16 protein-coding genes are annotated in these 17266 nt (G+C 62.4%); 9 read left to right on the top strand and 7 right to left on the bottom strand.

Annotation, left to right across the window (positions count from 1 at the left end):
* The first annotated feature begins 112 nt into the window (after positions 1-112).
* Together NO931_RS14620 and NO931_RS14615 are read left to right on the top strand one after the other, a co-directional pair.
* Positions 113-577, top strand: coding sequence for a hypothetical protein (locus tag NO931_RS14620; protein WP_256393094.1), 465 nt, complete (start codon positions 113-115; stop codon positions 575-577).
* 60 nt (positions 578-637) lie between these two features.
* The gene (locus NO931_RS14615) at positions 638-916 is read left to right on the top strand and encodes a DUF7553 family protein (protein ID WP_256393093.1); all 279 of its coding nucleotides are present in this window, start codon (positions 638-640) and stop codon (positions 914-916) included.
* A gap of 54 nt (positions 917-970) precedes the next feature.
* On the opposite strand, the gene NO931_RS14610 is transcribed toward NO931_RS14615, so the two are convergent.
* Positions 971-1528 carry a DUF2238 domain-containing protein gene (locus tag NO931_RS14610; RefSeq protein WP_256393092.1) on the bottom strand — a complete coding sequence of 186 codons (558 nt, stop codon included), beginning with the start codon at positions 1526-1528 and terminating at the stop codon, positions 971-973.
* A 73-nt stretch (positions 1529-1601) separates the two neighbouring features.
* Positions 1602-2207 carry a metal-dependent hydrolase gene (locus NO931_RS14605; protein WP_256393091.1) on the bottom strand — a complete coding sequence of 202 codons (606 nt, stop codon included), beginning with the start codon at positions 2205-2207 and terminating at the stop codon, positions 1602-1604.
* Between the two features lie 212 nt (positions 2208-2419).
* Between NO931_RS14605 and NO931_RS14600 the strand changes: the two genes are divergently transcribed.
* A complete protein-coding gene (locus NO931_RS14600) occupies positions 2420-3316 on the top strand; it encodes a universal stress protein (RefSeq protein WP_256393090.1) in 897 nt (298 codons plus the stop codon).
* Positions 3317-3334: 18 nt separating this feature from the next.
* Here the strand turns inward: NO931_RS14600 and NO931_RS14595 are convergent, their stop codons facing one another.
* From NO931_RS14595 to NO931_RS14585, 3 genes are all read right to left on the bottom strand, one after another.
* Positions 3335-3916, bottom strand: a complete 582-nt coding sequence (locus NO931_RS14595) for a VIT1/CCC1 transporter family protein (RefSeq protein ID WP_256393089.1) — start codon at positions 3914-3916, stop codon at positions 3335-3337.
* Between the two features lie 5 nt (positions 3917-3921).
* Complete coding sequence (locus NO931_RS14590; protein ID WP_256393088.1) at positions 3922-4212, bottom strand: DUF211 domain-containing protein; 291 nt, start codon at positions 4210-4212, stop codon at positions 3922-3924.
* Between the two features lie 102 nt (positions 4213-4314).
* Complete coding sequence (locus tag NO931_RS14585; RefSeq protein WP_256393087.1) at positions 4315-4932, bottom strand: rubrerythrin family protein; 618 nt, start codon at positions 4930-4932, stop codon at positions 4315-4317.
* A gap of 619 nt (positions 4933-5551) precedes the next feature.
* Between NO931_RS14585 and NO931_RS14580 the strand changes: the two genes are divergently transcribed.
* The 6 genes from NO931_RS14580 to NO931_RS14555 all read left to right on the top strand — a co-directional run bounded on the left by NO931_RS14580 (position 5552) and on the right by NO931_RS14555 (position 13631).
* The gene (locus NO931_RS14580; protein ID WP_256393086.1) at positions 5552-6517 is read left to right on the top strand and encodes a hypothetical protein; all 966 of its coding nucleotides are present in this window, start codon (positions 5552-5554) and stop codon (positions 6515-6517) included.
* A 13-nt stretch (positions 6518-6530) separates the two neighbouring features.
* Positions 6531-7574 (top strand): hypothetical protein, encoded by a 1044-nt coding sequence (locus tag NO931_RS14575; protein ID WP_256393085.1) that lies wholly within the window; start codon positions 6531-6533, stop codon positions 7572-7574.
* A gap of 4 nt (positions 7575-7578) precedes the next feature.
* Positions 7579-8271, top strand: coding sequence for a hypothetical protein (locus tag NO931_RS14570; RefSeq protein ID WP_256393083.1), 693 nt, complete (start codon positions 7579-7581; stop codon positions 8269-8271).
* Positions 8264-8998 carry a hypothetical protein gene (locus NO931_RS14565; protein WP_256393082.1) on the top strand — a complete coding sequence of 245 codons (735 nt, stop codon included), beginning with the start codon at positions 8264-8266 and terminating at the stop codon, positions 8996-8998. The genes NO931_RS14570 and NO931_RS14565 overlap by 8 nt, the downstream gene beginning before the upstream one ends.
* A gap of 213 nt (positions 8999-9211) precedes the next feature.
* Positions 9212-10807 (top strand): ATP-binding protein, encoded by a 1596-nt coding sequence (locus tag NO931_RS14560; protein ID WP_256393081.1) that lies wholly within the window; start codon positions 9212-9214, stop codon positions 10805-10807.
* Positions 10800-13631 (top strand): PQQ-binding-like beta-propeller repeat protein, encoded by a 2832-nt coding sequence (locus NO931_RS14555; RefSeq protein WP_256393080.1) that lies wholly within the window; start codon positions 10800-10802, stop codon positions 13629-13631. Before NO931_RS14560 ends, NO931_RS14555 begins: the two co-directional genes overlap by 8 nt.
* Positions 13632-13848: 217 nt before the next feature.
* On the opposite strand, the gene NO931_RS14550 is transcribed toward NO931_RS14555, so the two are convergent.
* Together NO931_RS14550 and NO931_RS14545 are read right to left on the bottom strand one after the other, a co-directional pair.
* The gene (locus NO931_RS14550) at positions 13849-16218 is read right to left on the bottom strand and encodes a hypothetical protein (RefSeq protein ID WP_256393079.1); all 2370 of its coding nucleotides are present in this window, start codon (positions 16216-16218) and stop codon (positions 13849-13851) included.
* A complete protein-coding gene (locus tag NO931_RS14545; protein WP_256393078.1) occupies positions 16211-17263 on the bottom strand; it encodes a hypothetical protein in 1053 nt (350 codons plus the stop codon). Before NO931_RS14545 ends, NO931_RS14550 begins: the two co-directional genes overlap by 8 nt.
* Between the last annotated feature and the right edge of the window lie 3 nt (positions 17264-17266).

Genomic DNA, 17266 nt, shown 5'->3' with positions numbered 1-17266 from the left:
TAGGTGCTCGAAGCACTTTACGGGCGCGCTCGCAGAATGAATCGTCTATTTATACACCCTGTCGGCAGGTAAGTTAGCAACTTATATACGAAGAAAATTATAGTAGTGTTCTATGTTCGATCTCAAACAGCAGTGGAGCAAAGTCACGCTGGCCGGCGCGATCGTCGGCATCGTCGGCAGTCTCGGACCGTGGATCTCCTGGGACATCAACGAGGCGGTCGCCGCGCTCGCGTCGATCGAGCCGGAGGCGACCGAGTACGGTTTCCAGGGCGACGGACTCATCACTCTCGCGATGGTGCTGGCCGTCGCGATCCTCGTCGTCTACCGCGACGAGGAGCTGATCGACGCCGCCGTCAGCGCCGTGCTGGGCCTCGCGGTGCTGGGCTTCGGCGTCATGAAGTACAACGATCTGATCTCGATCATCGGCGACATTCCGTCCGAACTTCAGAGCGAGGTTCAGGTTTCGGCTGGGATCGGCCTGTACCTCGTGATACTCGGCGGCACGATCATCGCGGCCGGCGGCATCTACGGCGTCGTGCAGACGCGGCGCGCCGAGGCCGAATCGACGGCGGTCTGAGACGGCGGGTCGACGACCGAAACCGGCGGCTATTATATTCGGGCGTGGATACTCGGAGATATGGCACACGACAAACTCGGCGACGCAAGCGACGCGCTCCGCGACGCGAGCGAGGCCGCAGGGACCGACGAACTACGCGAGCGACTCCACGAGCGCTCGGACGCGCTGGCGACGCTGGCCGACAAGGAGCGAAAGCCCGACCACGGGCGTCTGGCGCGCGAGGACGGGATCCTGCGCGACGTGCTGGCAGACCACGACGCCACCGAGGAGGTCAGCGAGAACGTCGAAACGGCACGCGAGAAGATCCGGGAGTTCCGCGAAGACCTGCCGGGCGTCTAGGATCGAGGACAGCGGAACGGGCGTTCGCGACAGCACTTTCTAGACCGGCGCGGATCACGCGTCCTCGGTCGCAAGCTCACCGAGCACGCGATCGCCAAAGGCGAGAACCAGCACCGCGCCGACGAGATCGAACAGCAGATCGAGGGCGGTGTCGGTCTTGCCGTACGTCACGAGCACCGGTTCGACGCCGATCCGATTGGCCGTGCGGTGGATCGCGTACTCGACGAGTTCCCACAGGACGCCGAAGCAGGCGACGACGGCGATGACGCGCGGGCGGGGATCGCGCCCCCTGCGGCGGCTGATCGCGAAGACGGCGCCGCCGAGGATCGTCGCGGAGTGGGTGTGCGTGAGGTGGTCCCACCACCGGGTATCGTCGTAGGGGCCGAGCATGCCGACGGCGTGCGTGATCATCGCGGTATCGACGTACACGTGCTGCCACGGCCGGAGTTCGAGGCCGTACGCGCGTTCGACGAAATCGGAGACGCAGGTGCCGATCGCGGCGAAGACCGCGTTCGCGACGGCGCCCGGATCTCGCTGGCGGATACCGACGAGGAGCACGGTGAACAGCGCGTACCGGATGCCGCGTTTCGCCGTGCGATCGGTCGATGCCATGGTCGATACTGTTCAGTCGATCTACATAGAGGTGACCGTTTCGGCGAGAGCCTCACGGATCGGGAACGTCGGGTCAGGCTTCGCGATAGCGCTCTGGCACGTACGGGCGGACGGACGCCGGAACCAGGCTGGCGAGGTACGCAGCGAGCGCCGCGAGGGGCTTTCGCAACAGGACGTAGACGGCCGACGCCGCCAGCAGCGCGACCGCGACGGCGGCGGTGCTCCCGTCGCCCGCGACGATCAGCGGCGTCGCCGCGATGCCGGCGAGTCCGAGGTCTTCGGGAGCGCCGTCGTAGCGGATCCACCGACGGGGCGGAATCCAGCGCCCGTGGTGATGGCTGTACACCGCCCGCTCCGAACTGGCCCGCCACGGCCGCAACTCCAGACCGCCGCCCGCGGCGTCGGTCGCCGCGTGGAGCGCCGCAGCGGCAAGGCCGACGGCGAGTGCGACAGTCAGGGTTGACGGCGCGACGATCGCGAGCACGCCCGCCGGGACGGCCGCGAGTGCGCCGTACACCGGATAGTGGAGCGTCTTCCGGTGGCCGGCGTAGAGATCGAGATCGGGAAACACGCCGCCGACGAGTCCGGCGCCGAAGGCGACCGGAGCGAACTCCGGGGCGATCGCGAGGACGGGAAGCGCGAGCGCCATCCCCCAGAGCGCGTGTGTCGTGGCCATCATCGTGACCCACAGTAGAGGACGGAATGTCTTAGGCGTTTCTCGTGGTCGACGTTCGTCCCGTCAATCGAGCGATCGGGCGAGCGGGACAGTACGGCGGGTGCAGAACCTGGATCGACACCTCCGAGCGCGATCGTCCCGAACGACCGCGTCGAGCGCGCTCGGAGGACTCTCGTCGCCAAACGGTGAAGAGCGTGAGGCGCCTATGTGAGAACGTGTACGAGCGCATCCTGCTTCCCGTCGACGGAAGCGACGACGCCGAACGGGCGGCGAAGCGCGGCCTCGAACTCGCCCAGACCCACGACGCGACCGCCGAGGTCCTCCACGTCGTCGATCGCAAGGCGCTTGCACTCACTCGGACGAGCGACGAGAAACGACGGCTACGAGAGCGCGGTGAGGCGGCGCTAGAGAGCGTCGAGAGCCTCGCGTCGGAGCGTGGACAGCACGTCACGACGACGCTGACCGAGGGAAATCCCGCCGCCGAGATCAGCGAGTACGCGGCCGAGCGGGACGCCGATCTCGTCGTCGTGGGACGACAGGGGATGACGGGCGTAGGCAGGCGGCTGCTCGGCGGCGTCACCGAACAGGTGCTCTCCCGGGGCGACGTGCCGGTGTTCGTCGTGCCGGATGACGACCGCGATCCCGAGAGCGACGACTCGTTCTCGCGCGTCCTCCTCGCGACGGACGGCAGCGATCCCGCGGACAGAGCAACCCCGCACGCGGCGGCGCTCGCAGCGAACTACGGGGCGAGCGTCCACGTACTGAACGTCGTCGACCTCCAGGGCGCGGGCGGCGCGTTCGACGTCGGCGGGCTCGAGAGCGAGTTCGTCGACCGACTCGAGGAACGCGGCCGCGACACCGTCGACAGGGTCGCGGCCGAGATAGACGCCACCGCGCCCGACGTTCCGATACGAACCGCCGTCGAACGGACGACCTCTCACAGAGGCGCTGCCGACGGCATCGTCGAGTACGTGGCGGAAAACGGAATCGATCTCGTGGTGATGGGATCGCAGGGCCGGTCGACGCTCAAGCGCCAGCTGCTCGGGAGCGTCGCATCGACCGTGCTCCGGACCGTCGACGTGCCGGTTCTCGTCGCGCAGCGACGATCGTGATCGTCACCACGCCGACCGTTAGCCGGGCAAAAAGAGATTGATCACGGCGACGACCAGGCCGGCGAGGCCCATCCGGAGCGCCGACACGTACCAGCGCTGTCCCGATATCGATCCCATGTAGGCGCCGAAGACGGCGAGGACGGCGATCCCGAGACCGACGCCGACGACGCCCGCCTCCGCCATCGAGAAGACGGTTCCCTCGAAGAGAAACGGCGCGAGCGGGACGAGGACGCCGATCAACGGGCCGAGGCCGCTCGCCGTCGCGTGGATCACGCGTGCGCCGCGCTGCTCGCGCTGCACGCGGGTGTCGTCGAGGTCGGTGAGCATCGCCTCCTCGATCCGCAGGATCTCGGCTCTCGTCTCGGCGCGTTCGATCTCCCAGACGCTCCAGACCGCGGACGTTCCCAGCCCGACCGCGGCGCCGAGGCCGATCGTGACCACCGTGACCCCCTCGGACACTCCCGAGAGGACCGCGCCGACGATCACCCCGATGCTCGTCAGCGTGCCGTCGAACCCGTTCGAGACGAAGTACCGGCGCGATATCGAGCGAACGTCTTCCCGACCGAGCAGCGATCGCAGGAGACGGCGCGTCGAAGACACGGTTGTCAGTCGTCCTGCGGGGTGGGTCGATCTTCGACGACGTACTCCCCGTAGGCTGCCTGATCGACCGAGTGGACGGTGCCGCCGAGTTCGCCGACCGCTGTCTCGATTGCCTCGTAACGCAAGTCCTCGCCCTCGATCGTGAGCTTGACGTTCTGGACCTCCTGATCGAGTTCGATCAGCGACGCCGAGACGCCGTCGACGTTCTCCACCGAGGAGATGCGCTCTGCGAACTCCAGCAGTGACGGATCGTGCGGTTTGAGGATGTCGAGCGCGACGCGGCGAAGGGTACCCATTGTCGTTGCAATCGGTAGCCACTCGCTTAAACTCCGGTGCCGTCCAACCCCGTGGCTGACAGGGTTCGGTCGGGATGATGGCCGACAGTCGTCGTCCGTCCGTTAGCAGACCGGCTTGGGGTTGACGCCCATATCCTCCAGGCGATCGGTGTAGGACTCGTAGGCGGCCTGGATCGCGTCCGTCGCAGCGGCCGCGACTGCGTCGTCGTCGGCGTCGAGGTCGTCGATCAAGTCGAGCACGTCTTCGCGAAGGTCCTCGACGTCGCCGCCGTACCCGCGGAAGAGTGATGCAGTCTGGGGATCGGCGTCGCCGACGAAGAAGCCGGTGAACTGTTCGACGAGCTTGCTGGCGACGAGCGTGTGCCCGAGCAGGCCGCCGAGGCGAGCCGCGGTGTCGTCGGCGTCGCGCAGTTGCGTCTGGATCGCCGGCACGTCGGCGGGGTCGTGGTCATCGAGCTTGCCGAGGACCTGCTCGTAGTGGTCCGCGGTGAGTTGGGCCGCGGCGTCGTAGTACTCGGTCGCGTCGTCGTCGTCTTCCTCGGGGACCCACGCGGCGAACGTCTCGCTGGCGGCGTGGGCGCGGTCCGCCGCGGCGGTGAGTACGGTCTCGCTCTCCATCTCGCCGCCGGTGATCGCGTACAGCGCCTTCGAGGAGCCAAGCCGGGACAGAGCGGTCTCGTTGTCGTCGCGGACGTCGTCGAGAATGTCGGTCGCGGTCATACGCCGTGGTAGGTGCGGCCGGGGTTTGTAAGCGTCGTTGTGTGCGGCGGTAGTGGGGAAGTGCGGTTCGACAAGGGCACAACCACCTCGGTTCCCCGGGGTAGAGAGACTCGTCGTCGAAGAGTGTAAGTACACCAGCCGGGAGATGACCGAAGGCGATTCGGCCGACCTCGAGCGGAGTACAGCACAGATCCAGTGGTCACCGGACGGTGCGACTCGTGAGGATCGCTACTGCTGTTTCTGCCGTTCTGGGGTCTCCGAGGGGTTACACAGGTGGCGGCAGAGCGAGACGACGTGTCGCTGTTCACGCCTACCGATATCGTTACCCAAGTCATTTGATAGAGTATCTAGATTAGTATCTTGAATCTTCACTGTGAAACTATGCAGAGTTTGATTTGTGTCTTCCCGCACGCAACCAGTAGTGCGAGCACAAGGTTTAGTATGCGAGAATATAATTTCCTTTACAATGACTCTCCTGCCGATCGATACGGATATCCTTGAGGATGTCTGCCGAGACATTGCTCAGGACAACTACGGGTTTGTCTACGTCGCAGACCACAAAAAGGAGCTCAAGTCCGGGTATGAGAGTGCTGATATTGGCCTACTCAACGCACGATCCTTGAGTTCGAGCGATATGCGCGAGGCGCTCACTGAGATGACCTCGGACGAGTTCGTCGACCTGGAACAGATCCGCGACGGCGTCTTCTACGTCGATCCGTTCGGCGTGAAAGGAAACATGAAAATCACCGGCGAGCTGACAAACCTGTTCGGACAGCGTCTCGTCGTCACGGGCGAGACACTCCGATCCCGGTTCTCGCTCGCGATCGACGATCTCGAGTTCTTCGTCGACGAACTCGCCGAGCGAGATTACATCAGGCGGATCACGGCCGGGAAACGCGACTACTACACGATCGGACCGCAGCTCAAAGAACACGCCGACGACGTGGGATTGGACTCGCGGCTCGCCCGCGAAGCCTCGAACGGGAAGATCGCCCACGCCGACCTAGAGAGCGTGATCGATGTCGCTGCGACGTCCGACGTGATACGGTATCTCGACCGTGAGGGATACATCGTCGACCTCGATGGCGAGTATCTCGTCGAGGAAGCGATCGACGAGTACGCCCAGTACCTCGCCGGCGAAATCGAAAACGCCGTCGAATCGGAGTTCGAGGAGTCGAGCTACATCCTTCGCGTGGGCGAATTCGAGCAGGTTGTCGAAAACGAGATCACACGCCAGTTCGACGTGCTTTCGGAGGCCCGCAGCGTTCGGCGTGAAATCATCGACGGCGTCCGAGAGACTCTGGTCGAGCAACTCGGGCTCAACGTGGGCCGCGAGATGGTAGAAGCGTCCGAGCCGTTCGCAGCTGTTACCGAGGACCACGCACAGCGGATCCTCACGGAAGTGAAAGCCGACGCAAACCAGCTTCCGGGTACGCTACCAGAATGGGTCGAGCTGGGCGAAGAGCATTTCGAGGAGCTGCGAGTGAGCAGCGCGGAGTCGGTGAACGAGCACGTCCGGGACGCCGTCCGAGAGCAGTACAGAACGCTTGTGAACGAAGAGGAGTTCGGCGGAATGGCCGAGTAACACGGTATCAACAATGCCTCAAAAATACGAATTCGAACGAATCGAAAGCGACGGACAGGAGTACGTAATCGCCGATCCATTGAATCAGACTGACGATCCGGTTCGCCTCGATGCTCAATGGGTCGAAGGAGACGATGTCGATGGGGAGTGGGAACGAGCCATTCGAGCGATCATCAAAACCGATCTGCTCGGCTCGATGGAACTTAAGGAGGGCAACGGCCGGATCGATCGTCGGGAGGCGATCGAGACACTCGCTGCGGCTAGCGACGACCAAGGCGAGATCGTTACCAGCGAACAGCAGGCCGAAGCGTTGATCGAGTTTTTCGCTTCAGAAAACATCCTCGAACGTCAGGGCGGACAGGTCGTGCTCCTTCGCAACCCCAGCGACGACCCCGACGAGATCAACGGGCGGATGATTCTCAACTGGGCTGCTGCGATCGATGCTTGCGTCGAAAAAATCTCCGAAACGATCGACCGAGTCGACAGCGCGAAAGAGAAGCTCGAAGACCGGATGGACGGTATCGAGCAGGACTCGGGGCAGATCGACGAGTACCTCGAGGAGACCGCACAGGAGCTCAAAAGTCTCGGAGACGGAGCGGGCGTCCCCGAGGACCCTTCCAAGCTCACTGAGGAGGAACGCGAGCGGTTTCAGCAGCTCAAGCGCAAACTCGTCTATCACAAAAAGATGAAAGAGGCCGACCGCGAGAATCTCGCGAAGAAGGTAGAGACCGGCGCTGACCGGCTGGCAGACAACATCGAGATGCTGAAATCGGCCAGAACCACACTGTCGAACAAGCAAGAACAGGTCCGAACGAAAGCCCTCCAAGAGCAGTCGTTCCCCGACGAGGCGATGAACATCGTGGATAACATGGGGGAACTGACGACACAGCTTGCCGGCGTCGGCGGTATCGAGGAGGCTGTCGACAACACCGCTGACCACGAGGTCGGGTCGATGGTCGACGACGTGCTCGGCGATATCGAGAACGTCGGCGAAACCGCCCAACAGACCGCGGGCGAGGAGACCCAAGAGACCGAAACGAGCGGACTCGAGATGTAGTCGGATGCGCGCCAACTCGCTGCTTCAGGGGGTTCGCCGGGTCGACCAACAGGGAGCGGCGCTCCTGTCGCTTCGGACGTTCTCCGGAGCAGGCCCAACGTGGCGGATCGACGTCGCAATGAGCGCGCTCGTCGATATCGCGGAACTCCTGCGGGCCGCCGCTCCGTTCCCGCCACACCAGAGGTCTGCGACGGCGATCGACGACTACCGGTCCGACGGCGGGGAAGTAGTCGACGAAGCAGCGGTACGCCGTGACGACCTCGTCCCCGCAGTGCTCGACGCCAGCTACGAGCGTGGCGGCGCGACCGTCGAATCGCTCGAGCCCGACGTCGCGGAGCAGGTCGAAGCCAGCCGACGGCTCCGAACCGTCGACTCGTGGATATTCGTTCCCCTGTCACCGAGCGGGCCGTACGCCCGCAACTGGAAACCGGTCCTCGAGACGTTGCTCGCCCGACTCGACGACGTTCTCGACGACTTCCGGCGGATCGTCGGGCGCGTGCGGGCCGACGACAGCGACGCCGCCCTGACATCGGGATGTGACGCGATCGTCGAAATGGTGGAAACGCTCGTTCGGATCCTTCGGCAGGCCGACGCCGGAACCCGGTACGTCCGCGAGCGCACCGACCACCGGCAGGGCGAACTGCTCTCAGCGATCGAACGCACCACAACACAACTACGGAGTGACGATAATGCTTAATCTCACGCCAATACTGAAACGCGACCAGCCGACGTCCCGGATCAAGATCGGAATCCAGCATATTCGACCCGATACCAGTACTGTCGAGGTCTGCCATAACGACAAGCGAGCGTTCTTTTACGTCGAACCGATCGTCGATGGAAGCGGAAATAAGGCACGACTCAACCGCAACGTCGAGGGAGTGTTCGACGAGATCGACCGGAGCAAGGACTTCCTCGTGGATCCTGACGTGACGACACACGACATCGTAGACTGTGAGGCTGCGAGAATCGTGCCGAATGAGATTGATCCCGACGATCTGGAGCGATTCCTTCGGAAAACTGGCTACTTGTTGCACCCGACAGAAGAGGTCATTCCGCACGGTGACGGCCTGGCGACGTTCGAGGTCGCCGAGATGGAGCCGTCCGGTCATACCACCCTACGAATCACTCCAACCACGGACCTTGAGTTCATTCACGGCAAGGAATCTGAATCTGGAGAGGGAGCGACTGCTGACGAGTCCTCCGAGACACCTTCCGATCGGATGCAGTCAGAAGATCGCCTCCACGAGGGCGTCCGCGAGATCGAAAAAGCAGTCGAGGAGACTGCCGACCATGAGGTCGCGTCGCTGGTTGACGACGTGATCGGCGACATCGAGACCATCGACCAAGATGTACAACAAACAACCGATGACGAAGCCGAAGAGGACGGATCAGAACCCGATACCAGCGATCTCGAGATGGATTAGTATGTACGGGGATTGGTTACTACCACCGACTTGCCGCGTCCCTGATGAATCTGGTACGCTCGTTGACGGCTCCATGAAGTCACCGGTTAAAACGTCGTGGTATGCCGTCCAACGGGCCGACGCCCGGACCTGGTACGTCCGCGAGCGCACCGACCACCGGCAGGGCGAACTGCTCTCAGCGATCGAACGCACCACAACTACGGAGTGACGACAATGCTTAATCTCACGCCAATACTGAAACGCGACCAGCCGACGTCCCGGATCAAGATCGGCGCGAAAAAAGTCGGACCGAACACGGAAACGATCGAAATCCGACACAACGACCGGCAAGCGTTCTTCTACGTGGACCCGGTCGACGATTCGATCGTCGACGGGATCGGCAACAAGGTGCGGATGCACCAGAACGTCAAGACAGTGTTCAACGGGATCGACCGCGCGACGGATTTCCTCGTCGATCCCGACGCGAGCAAACGCGACGTCGTCGAGTGTGACACGGCGAAGATCCACACCAGCGAGGTTTCGCCCGACGAGCTCGGGGCGTTTCTCCGCGAGAACGATTATCTCCTGCATCCGATGGAGGAAGTCGTTCCGAACGGCGACGACAGTCTGGCGACGTTCGAGGTCGCCGAGATGGAGCCGTCGGGCTACACTACCTTGCGCGTCACGCCGGAGACCGAACTGGAGTTCATCGACGCGGGCGAACTCAGAGAACTGCGAGCGACGCGGGACGCTGCCAGCCGTGTCGGGTCGGGGGCTGGCGGCGACGATCCCGATGGAGACGAGGAGATTCAGGTTTCCCTCGAACCGAAGAAGCCCACGGTGAGCTTCGAGGAGGACGTCGCGGGATTGCCGGAAGTGAAACGGACCGCCGAGAACCTGCTCGCGCTGTTCGACCCCGATGTCCGGGACGAGGTCGTCACCCGATACGGCGACGAGTTCGCCTCACGGGGCAACAGCATGCTGCTGTACGGTCCACCGGGCTGTGGGAAGACGCTCATCTCGGAGGCGATCGCCTACGAGGCCAAGTACAACTCGAATATCGAGGACAGCTACGGCGAGGTGAAGTTCCTGGAGGTCAAGGGCAGCGACGTGCTCTCGAAGTACTCCGGCGAATCAGAGAAGCGCGTCGAGGCGATCTTCGAGAAAGCCCACGGGATCGCACAGGAAGGGTTCGCGGTCCTCTTTTTCGACGAGGTCGATACGCTGATTCCGGATCGCGGCGACGACTCACTGCAACGGCACGAACGTTCCCTAACGAACGCATTTCTACAGGAGATGAACGAGATCGAGGACAATCTCCTCGTGATCGGTGCAACGAACATGCCGTTTACGATCGACCCGGCGGCGACCCGCCGATTCCCGATTCAGCAGTTCATTCCCCAACCCGACCAGACGGTGATGGCTGAGGTGTGGCAGAAACATCTGTCCGACATGAACGGTACCGACGGGATCGATTACGATCAACTTGGAAAGGCTTCGGAGGGGTACACCCCAGCCGAGATCGCCGACCGCGTCCTCGGTAGCGAACTGCAACGCGAGTTCGTCGAAAGCGTCCATCTCTCCGACCGGGAACCGATCGATCCAACCACTGATTACTTCCTCGAACGGCTCAACGGCACCGAGCCAAAAACCGTCCGTCAGTACGTTGCAAGCGTCCGGACGAAGGTCGACGACCTCGAAGGGTATCCCGAGCTTCGCAGATACGTCGAGGAGCAGGCCGACAGAGTGGGAATGAATCTCGGGACAGAAACCGCGACACTAGAGGGTCTACTCGGCGACGCCGCCGCCGGGGGTGGTGACGATGAGTGATCTCCGACAGTCGGGGTCCTTCGAGAGTTCGCGTGTGGATGGCGTCGGCATCGACGCCGACGCCGTCGCGATCGGGACGGACGGACGCGTCGAAATCGTCACCGACGACGGACGCGCTGATATCGATCATGGCGAGCGAATTCTCGACGTCGCCCTTGCGAACCGTGTCATCGTACTCTCCGGCAACGAACTGACGGCCTACTCGCGAGACGGCGAGCGGATCTGGAGTCGGCCGGCCGAAAACGCCGAGTCGGTCGCTGCGATCGGTGCAGAGGGGCTCTGTGGCGTTCTCGGTCCGGATCGACTCAGGGCGGTCGATATCGCCAGCGGCCGGGAGCGATTCGATATCGAACGCCCCCGGCCCGGGAACGGCGACGACGACTTCCTGGCCGCCCCGAGTGGCTTCGTGATCGCAACGTGGTCATTCCTCACGAAAGTCACCCCCGACGGCGAGGTGGGCTTCGACCGCGATCTCACCGCCGTCGTCAGAAGTATCGGCCGCTGTGACGGAACGGTGGTCGCGGCGTTACAGAGCGACCAGCTCGTCGGGATCGACGAGTCGACGGGCGAGCCCGAATGGCGGACCGAACTCGAAGCCGATCACGTAGCCCCGGCCGGCGGTGAGAGCCTCCTCGTCAGTAGCGCCGCCGGCCCTCGACGGGTCGGTCTCGATGGCTCTACTGATGCGATCGATTGGCTTTCCCAGGGTGATGTGTACGAGGCGCCAGCCGACTCCGTTATCTGTCTCGTTCGCGAGGGCACCGTCTCGACGTACGTCCCCGATCGGAGCCGGATCAGTGTCGATGTCGTCACTGGCACGGTCGGAGTCGGCGGAGCGATCAGTGTTGAGGTGACGAATCCGACCGAGGAGGAGCGGACGGTCGTAGTTACCGCTGATCTCGAGAACTGTTCGCTCTCGGAGCGCGAGCAGACGGTCACCGTCACGGGAGGCGAGACGACACTCATCGAATTCGGCGTCGATTCGGTACGGACGAAAGGCGACATCGAGGTCGAACTCTCGGTCGACGGTACGCCTGCCGGAGGTGAAACTATCACCGTCGAAGACGCTGCAAGCGGAGGGATAGACGTCGAGACGGAGCTGTCACCGACGCGGATAGACGACGGAACTGTCGAACTCGAACTCACCGTCGAGAACCCCGGGGCTGTCCCAATCGAGACGGTCGAGTTGCTCGAAAAGGATGCAGGAACCGACGAGATCGCTCCTGGTGGGTCGTGGACCGCACCGATCACCCGGTCGTTCGAGGCCGGACGACGCGTCTCCGTCGGTATCGAGGTTACTCGTGGAGAACGACGACGGGAGTATGCACCCACCTGCACGTTACCGTCAGCACCGACGATTGACGTCGATACCAGCGGCGAAACGGTACGGACCACAGTCTCGGTCGACGGTGACGTGACGATTTCCGATCGGCTCGTGATCGAGCTACCGGGCGCGGGGCGCGTTCGTCCACCGGTAACCGTAGCGAACGAGGAGCTGTTGCTGATCGTCCCGCAGTACGAGTCCGGCACCGCGAGAATCGGCTTCGATGCCATCGATGTCGAAGAGCGATTCCGAATCTCCGAGGACGGGCCGTTCATGACGCCGTCCCGTACACACACACAATCTGATAATTTCGGTCGTGAACCGTCCACTCGGAAGGAATCCACTCGACAGGAAAGTCGATCCGGGAGAACACGTACCGAACCGCAGGACCAACATACTGACACGGAGCTATCGGGCGCCAGCTCACCGGAGCCGGAGCTATCGGACCAGATCGCTGAACCAGATGACACGCCCACTCTCTCGGCAACTCGTTCGACTGAGGTCGAGGGAAGCGTCGTCCGAGATCGGATCGAGATCGAGTGCGACGACGCATCCGCCGATGTGATACTTCTGATCGGCGACGACGAAGTCACTCTCGGTCCCGTGATTGGCACCGAGACGCGCGAGCGACTCGTCGCGAGTCCCGCCAGCGAGTCGCTCGCTTTCGATTCCGTCGACGTGATAGTCGACGGAGAGACCGTCGAAACGCTCCCGAGTCGCAGTGTCGACCTTTCGGAACGACGAGTGAACGTTGCCGCAGTCGCCGACCCGATCGCGGAGACTGTGCACGCCGACATCGAGAACCGGGATGATCGGCGCTGCCAACTGCTCGGGGTCGAAGCCCCGAACTACGGGATCAGTGAATCCGTCGACAAGCGGCTCGATCCCGGCGAATCTGCGATCATCACTATCGGAGGAAAAGGCGGGTTCGATGCCGATGCAATCGAATTAGACGTTACCCTCCGGTACGAGGGCGACACTGCAGACACGTTGTCTACTGTCGCTACGGTCACTGATGTCGACGATAGCACTGACGAAACCGGCGACGAAACGACTGCGCTCGCGAGTCGGATCAGCGACGAAACGATGGCTGCCGGGGAGTACGGTTCGGCAGTCCTCGTTTTGGAGAACGAGGTCGAGCAGGTGCTGTCTGACGTGGTTGTGACCGCCTCTGGCGAATCAATCAACGAAACATTCTATTCCAGCGCGCGTTGTGATCGACTCGAACCGGGCGACCGGATCGAACACTTCGTCGATCTTGATCCCGATGCCACGGATCCGAGCTTCGAGGTAACCGTCAACTATGCGATCGATAGTGTCGAACACGAGTTCTCCCTCCGCGCATCCGGGCCGTCTACTGACGCCGAAAGCGAGTGGACCGACGAGCACCTCAATCGGTGGTCGGTCGAACAGATCGAGGAACCGACGACAACCGCTTCAGTCCCCGACATCACCGATACACTCTCGACGCGATTCCGGCGGACGGGTGGGACCGAGTAGTCTGGCGAAACGGCTGTGGAACTGTACTGCGAGCCCAGGGGGATACAGCGTCCTCAGAAATCGGAGCTTTCTGATGTGCGAACGAGACGCGGAGCGTCTCGTGAACGCCTGTGGAGACTACACTCCCTACGGGGACCACTTCGGTCTCTGCAAAGCGCGTCGTGGAAACAGGAAGCCCGTCCCTCAAGCGCGAGCCGTCAGGCGAGGGATGGGGTATTCACTGTATCAGGAAGTCGCCGCTCACGGCTTCCCGAGCGTCTCGAACGTACCAGTACATCCGACGGCCCGTGCGGACGACGATCCCAAGCATAATTACCACGTAGACGCCTGTCGCGACGAACAAGGAGAGCTCGGCGGTTTCGATCGCCTCCATTCGATCCTGTTGTTCCGCGGTGATCGCTTCGGCGCGGCTGGTCTCACCGGCAGACTCGAATTCTGCCGCCGCTTCGTCGTAGGATTCGTCCAGTGAGTCGGCGCGGTTGGTGAACGTATCGTACTCGGCAGGATTCAGCAGCAGCTGCTGCCCGGCGATGGAAACGAACTGTTCGTCTTCCAGTGCCGACCAACGTTCGTTGGCAGCCTGTGCTGCGCGTTCTCCATTCGAGACGGCTTCGGAGTAGCTCGCGAAGGCCTCGTCAGCATCGGCTTCGAGCGCTTCCGCGTTCTCGGTGTCCCCTTGCAGGAGAGCGATCTGTGCAAGCTGGCGTTGTACGGTCGCTTCCTCGAGTAACGAGAGTTCCCCGGAGTCGAGTTGCGTCTCGTAGTAGCGTTCCTGTTCGTCGATGACCGTACCGAGCTCTTCGTCGGCCAGTGTGAGGACGTCTTGACTGCTCGCTCGCTGCTGCCCGTCTTCGATCCGATCGGCGTAGAGCGACATCGAGTTGTACGCCGCGGCAGCGCGGATGATCTGGGACTGGGCTGCCTCGTGATCTCCGTCATCGACGAGCGATCGTGCGTCCTCGATCGAACCAAGATACAGGGTCGTCGACTCACCGAACGTGAGGATCGTCGGGATGTCGTCGCCCGCAGTTTTGCCGGCTTGCATTCGTTCGTCCATTCGATCGACGATCGTGATCGTTTCCGCGGCGACCGGATCGTCGTAGGTCGAGAGGTCGTTACGGATCGGGCCGAGATCCAGCGGAACCGGCGACGCGGTCACGGCTACCGTCTTCGTTTCGACGCCGTTGCCGGTAACGGAGTACTCCCACTGATAATCGTTGCCGAGTTCGGCGTCGGTGTCGAAGTCGAGGGCGAACGCGACCGTCGATGAACTACCTGCGTTCACCTGCGAGGGCTGGCTATCGATGGTCATCCAGTTGTTCGGCCCGCTTTCGAGCCCGATGTCGACGTTCTCGATGTCGTTGTATCCCAGTTCTTCCTCGATCGTTGCTGTACCCGAGTCGGATTCACCGATCGGAACGTCGCCGATTCTGACAGTCGTAGGAGCGGCGAGACGGGTCTCGTGGATCACCTGAGTCGCCGCTTCGTAATCGGTTGCTTCGATCGTGTAACTGAAAAAGGAATCCTGAATGGTTCCTTCGTATTCGGTCTCCTCGATGTTGAACTCCCCGGGCTCTGGCATGACGGAGATGGTGTACTCGTCCTCGCTGAGATCGGTGTCAGCTGAGATTCCGAGTTCGATCGTTCCACGGGACTGTCCGTCAATCTCTTCGGGGAAGTTCTCGACCTGGACGTCGAGCTCGTCGCTGGACGCTCTCACGTCCTCAAGCGGGAGTGCCAGGTCGCCGTCGTTGTTGATCTGGAACTCGTACGTCCTGTCGATCGTATTCACCTCGTCGCGAGGCTCGTCGAAGACGATTTCGTCGTCGATCAGCACGCCTTGCCCGAACTTGGGCAGAGAGATCACGCGTGCTTCGACATCAACCGTTCTAGTCGCTTGCGGATGATCTACGCTGTTGAGTTCGACGGTCCACGAGAGTTCCTCGTACTGTGGAGTCCCATCGTCAACTTCGATCACCCACTCGGCCGTATCTTGTCCGCCCGGAGACGTCTGGATGCCCTCGGAACTGAACCCACCCTCCATGTCATTGAAAAAGAGAGTGGCATCCGGATCAGCGTCGACGACTTCCGCTTCGACGCCATCGAGTCCCTGGTCACCGCCGACTTCCTCGACGACGAGCTCTCCGGCTGTCTCCTCGCCGACCAATACGTCGCCGATATCAATCGGCTCGTCCTCGAATCCAGGCAGCGGTGGATTCACGACCTCTACGTTGAACGCGAACGCCTCTCCATTGACAGTACCACGGATTTCGCCGCTGTCGGCTGTCGCCTCGGCGGTGATCTCGATGGAGACCCGAGTCGTTGCCCCCGGTTCGAGCCTTTCCGCGCCGAGGTGATCGACGGTGACCCCCGTGGGACTCTCAGTGATGGTTACGTCCGCCATCGTCGCGTTTTCGCCAGTGTTCTCAACGAAGAGTTCGTGTTCGATCGTGGTCTGCTCGCCGTCGATCACGATCTCGGTGTCGGTGGCGTCGACATTCGTTATCTCCGCCGCCTGGGCGACTGGCACCGTCGCCATCCCCACCGCGAACAGGATCACGAGGACTCCGACGATTCGTCTAGACATCGGTATCACCCACCGAAACGACTGCTCCGATCTGTGCCCGGTCGTACGTTCGTTGCCAGGTGAACACTCGGCCGAACAGCAGCGAGCTGAGTAGGCCGACGACCACGCCGTAACCCATCAGGACAGAGACCGATGCCAGCGCTAGCGACGTCCGAGCGTTACTGACCGTCTCGCTCCTCGCAGCGAGCTCCTCCTCGCGTTCGGAGAGGCCATGACTTTCGGCTGCCGCTTGGGCGTCCTGTACGTCCGCGTTGACCGCCTGTGCGGTACGGTAATGCTCGAACAGAGCCAGTACGTTCGGGTTCCCGGCGAGAGCGGCTGTGGTTTTCGTACAGTCGGAGCACCCCTCCAACAGCGCCCCGGCGGCCGCTTCCGTCTCGTTGATTTGCTCGAGATCGTTCTCGTACTCGGCGGAGAGCTGCTCGGCTCGGAGATTGAACTCCGCTGCCTCGTCTGGCAAGTTCGCACGTTCGTACGCAGTGACCGTCATCGAGAGTAGTTCGAGCCGGTCCGGTGTGCGTTCGGCAGCCTCTGCGTCCTCCCGGAGGCCGTCACCTAACCGTTCGTAGAACCGAGTCACCGCGAGATCCGCCAACGTCGCCTGTGTCTCGTCATACGTCTCGAGTTCCTCTATTGCGGCGTCGACGTCCTCGACGGTGTCGAGACTCGCCTCGAATTGGCCGTCCTCGGCGTTATTGTAGGCGCTCTCGAACGTCCGCATCGTTTCGAGGACCGCAGCGAGTTCGGCCTCCGCTTCGGCGTCGAGCGTACCGATCTCCTGTGTCTGCGAAATGGCAAACGTTCGAAGCGTCTCGAACTCGTCGTACTCCTCGTAGGCCGCTGTCCCCTCCATCGTACGGAACGTCTCGAAGTACTCTTCGGCGGTTTCGGGATCGTCAACCGCTCCGAGCCTATTGCGTTCGTCGGCGGCCGCTCCGGTAGTGGCTATCGGCACAACCATTGCGGTTACGACGACGAAAGCGGTGAATACTACTGCCACTCGGGCAGGAGTCGGTAGCGGGTCGTCGAGATTCGTTTCACTCATGTT

It is taken from the genome of Natronoarchaeum rubrum, assembly GCF_024494695.1.
This window is presented reverse-complemented; position numbering and strand designations above follow the sequence as displayed.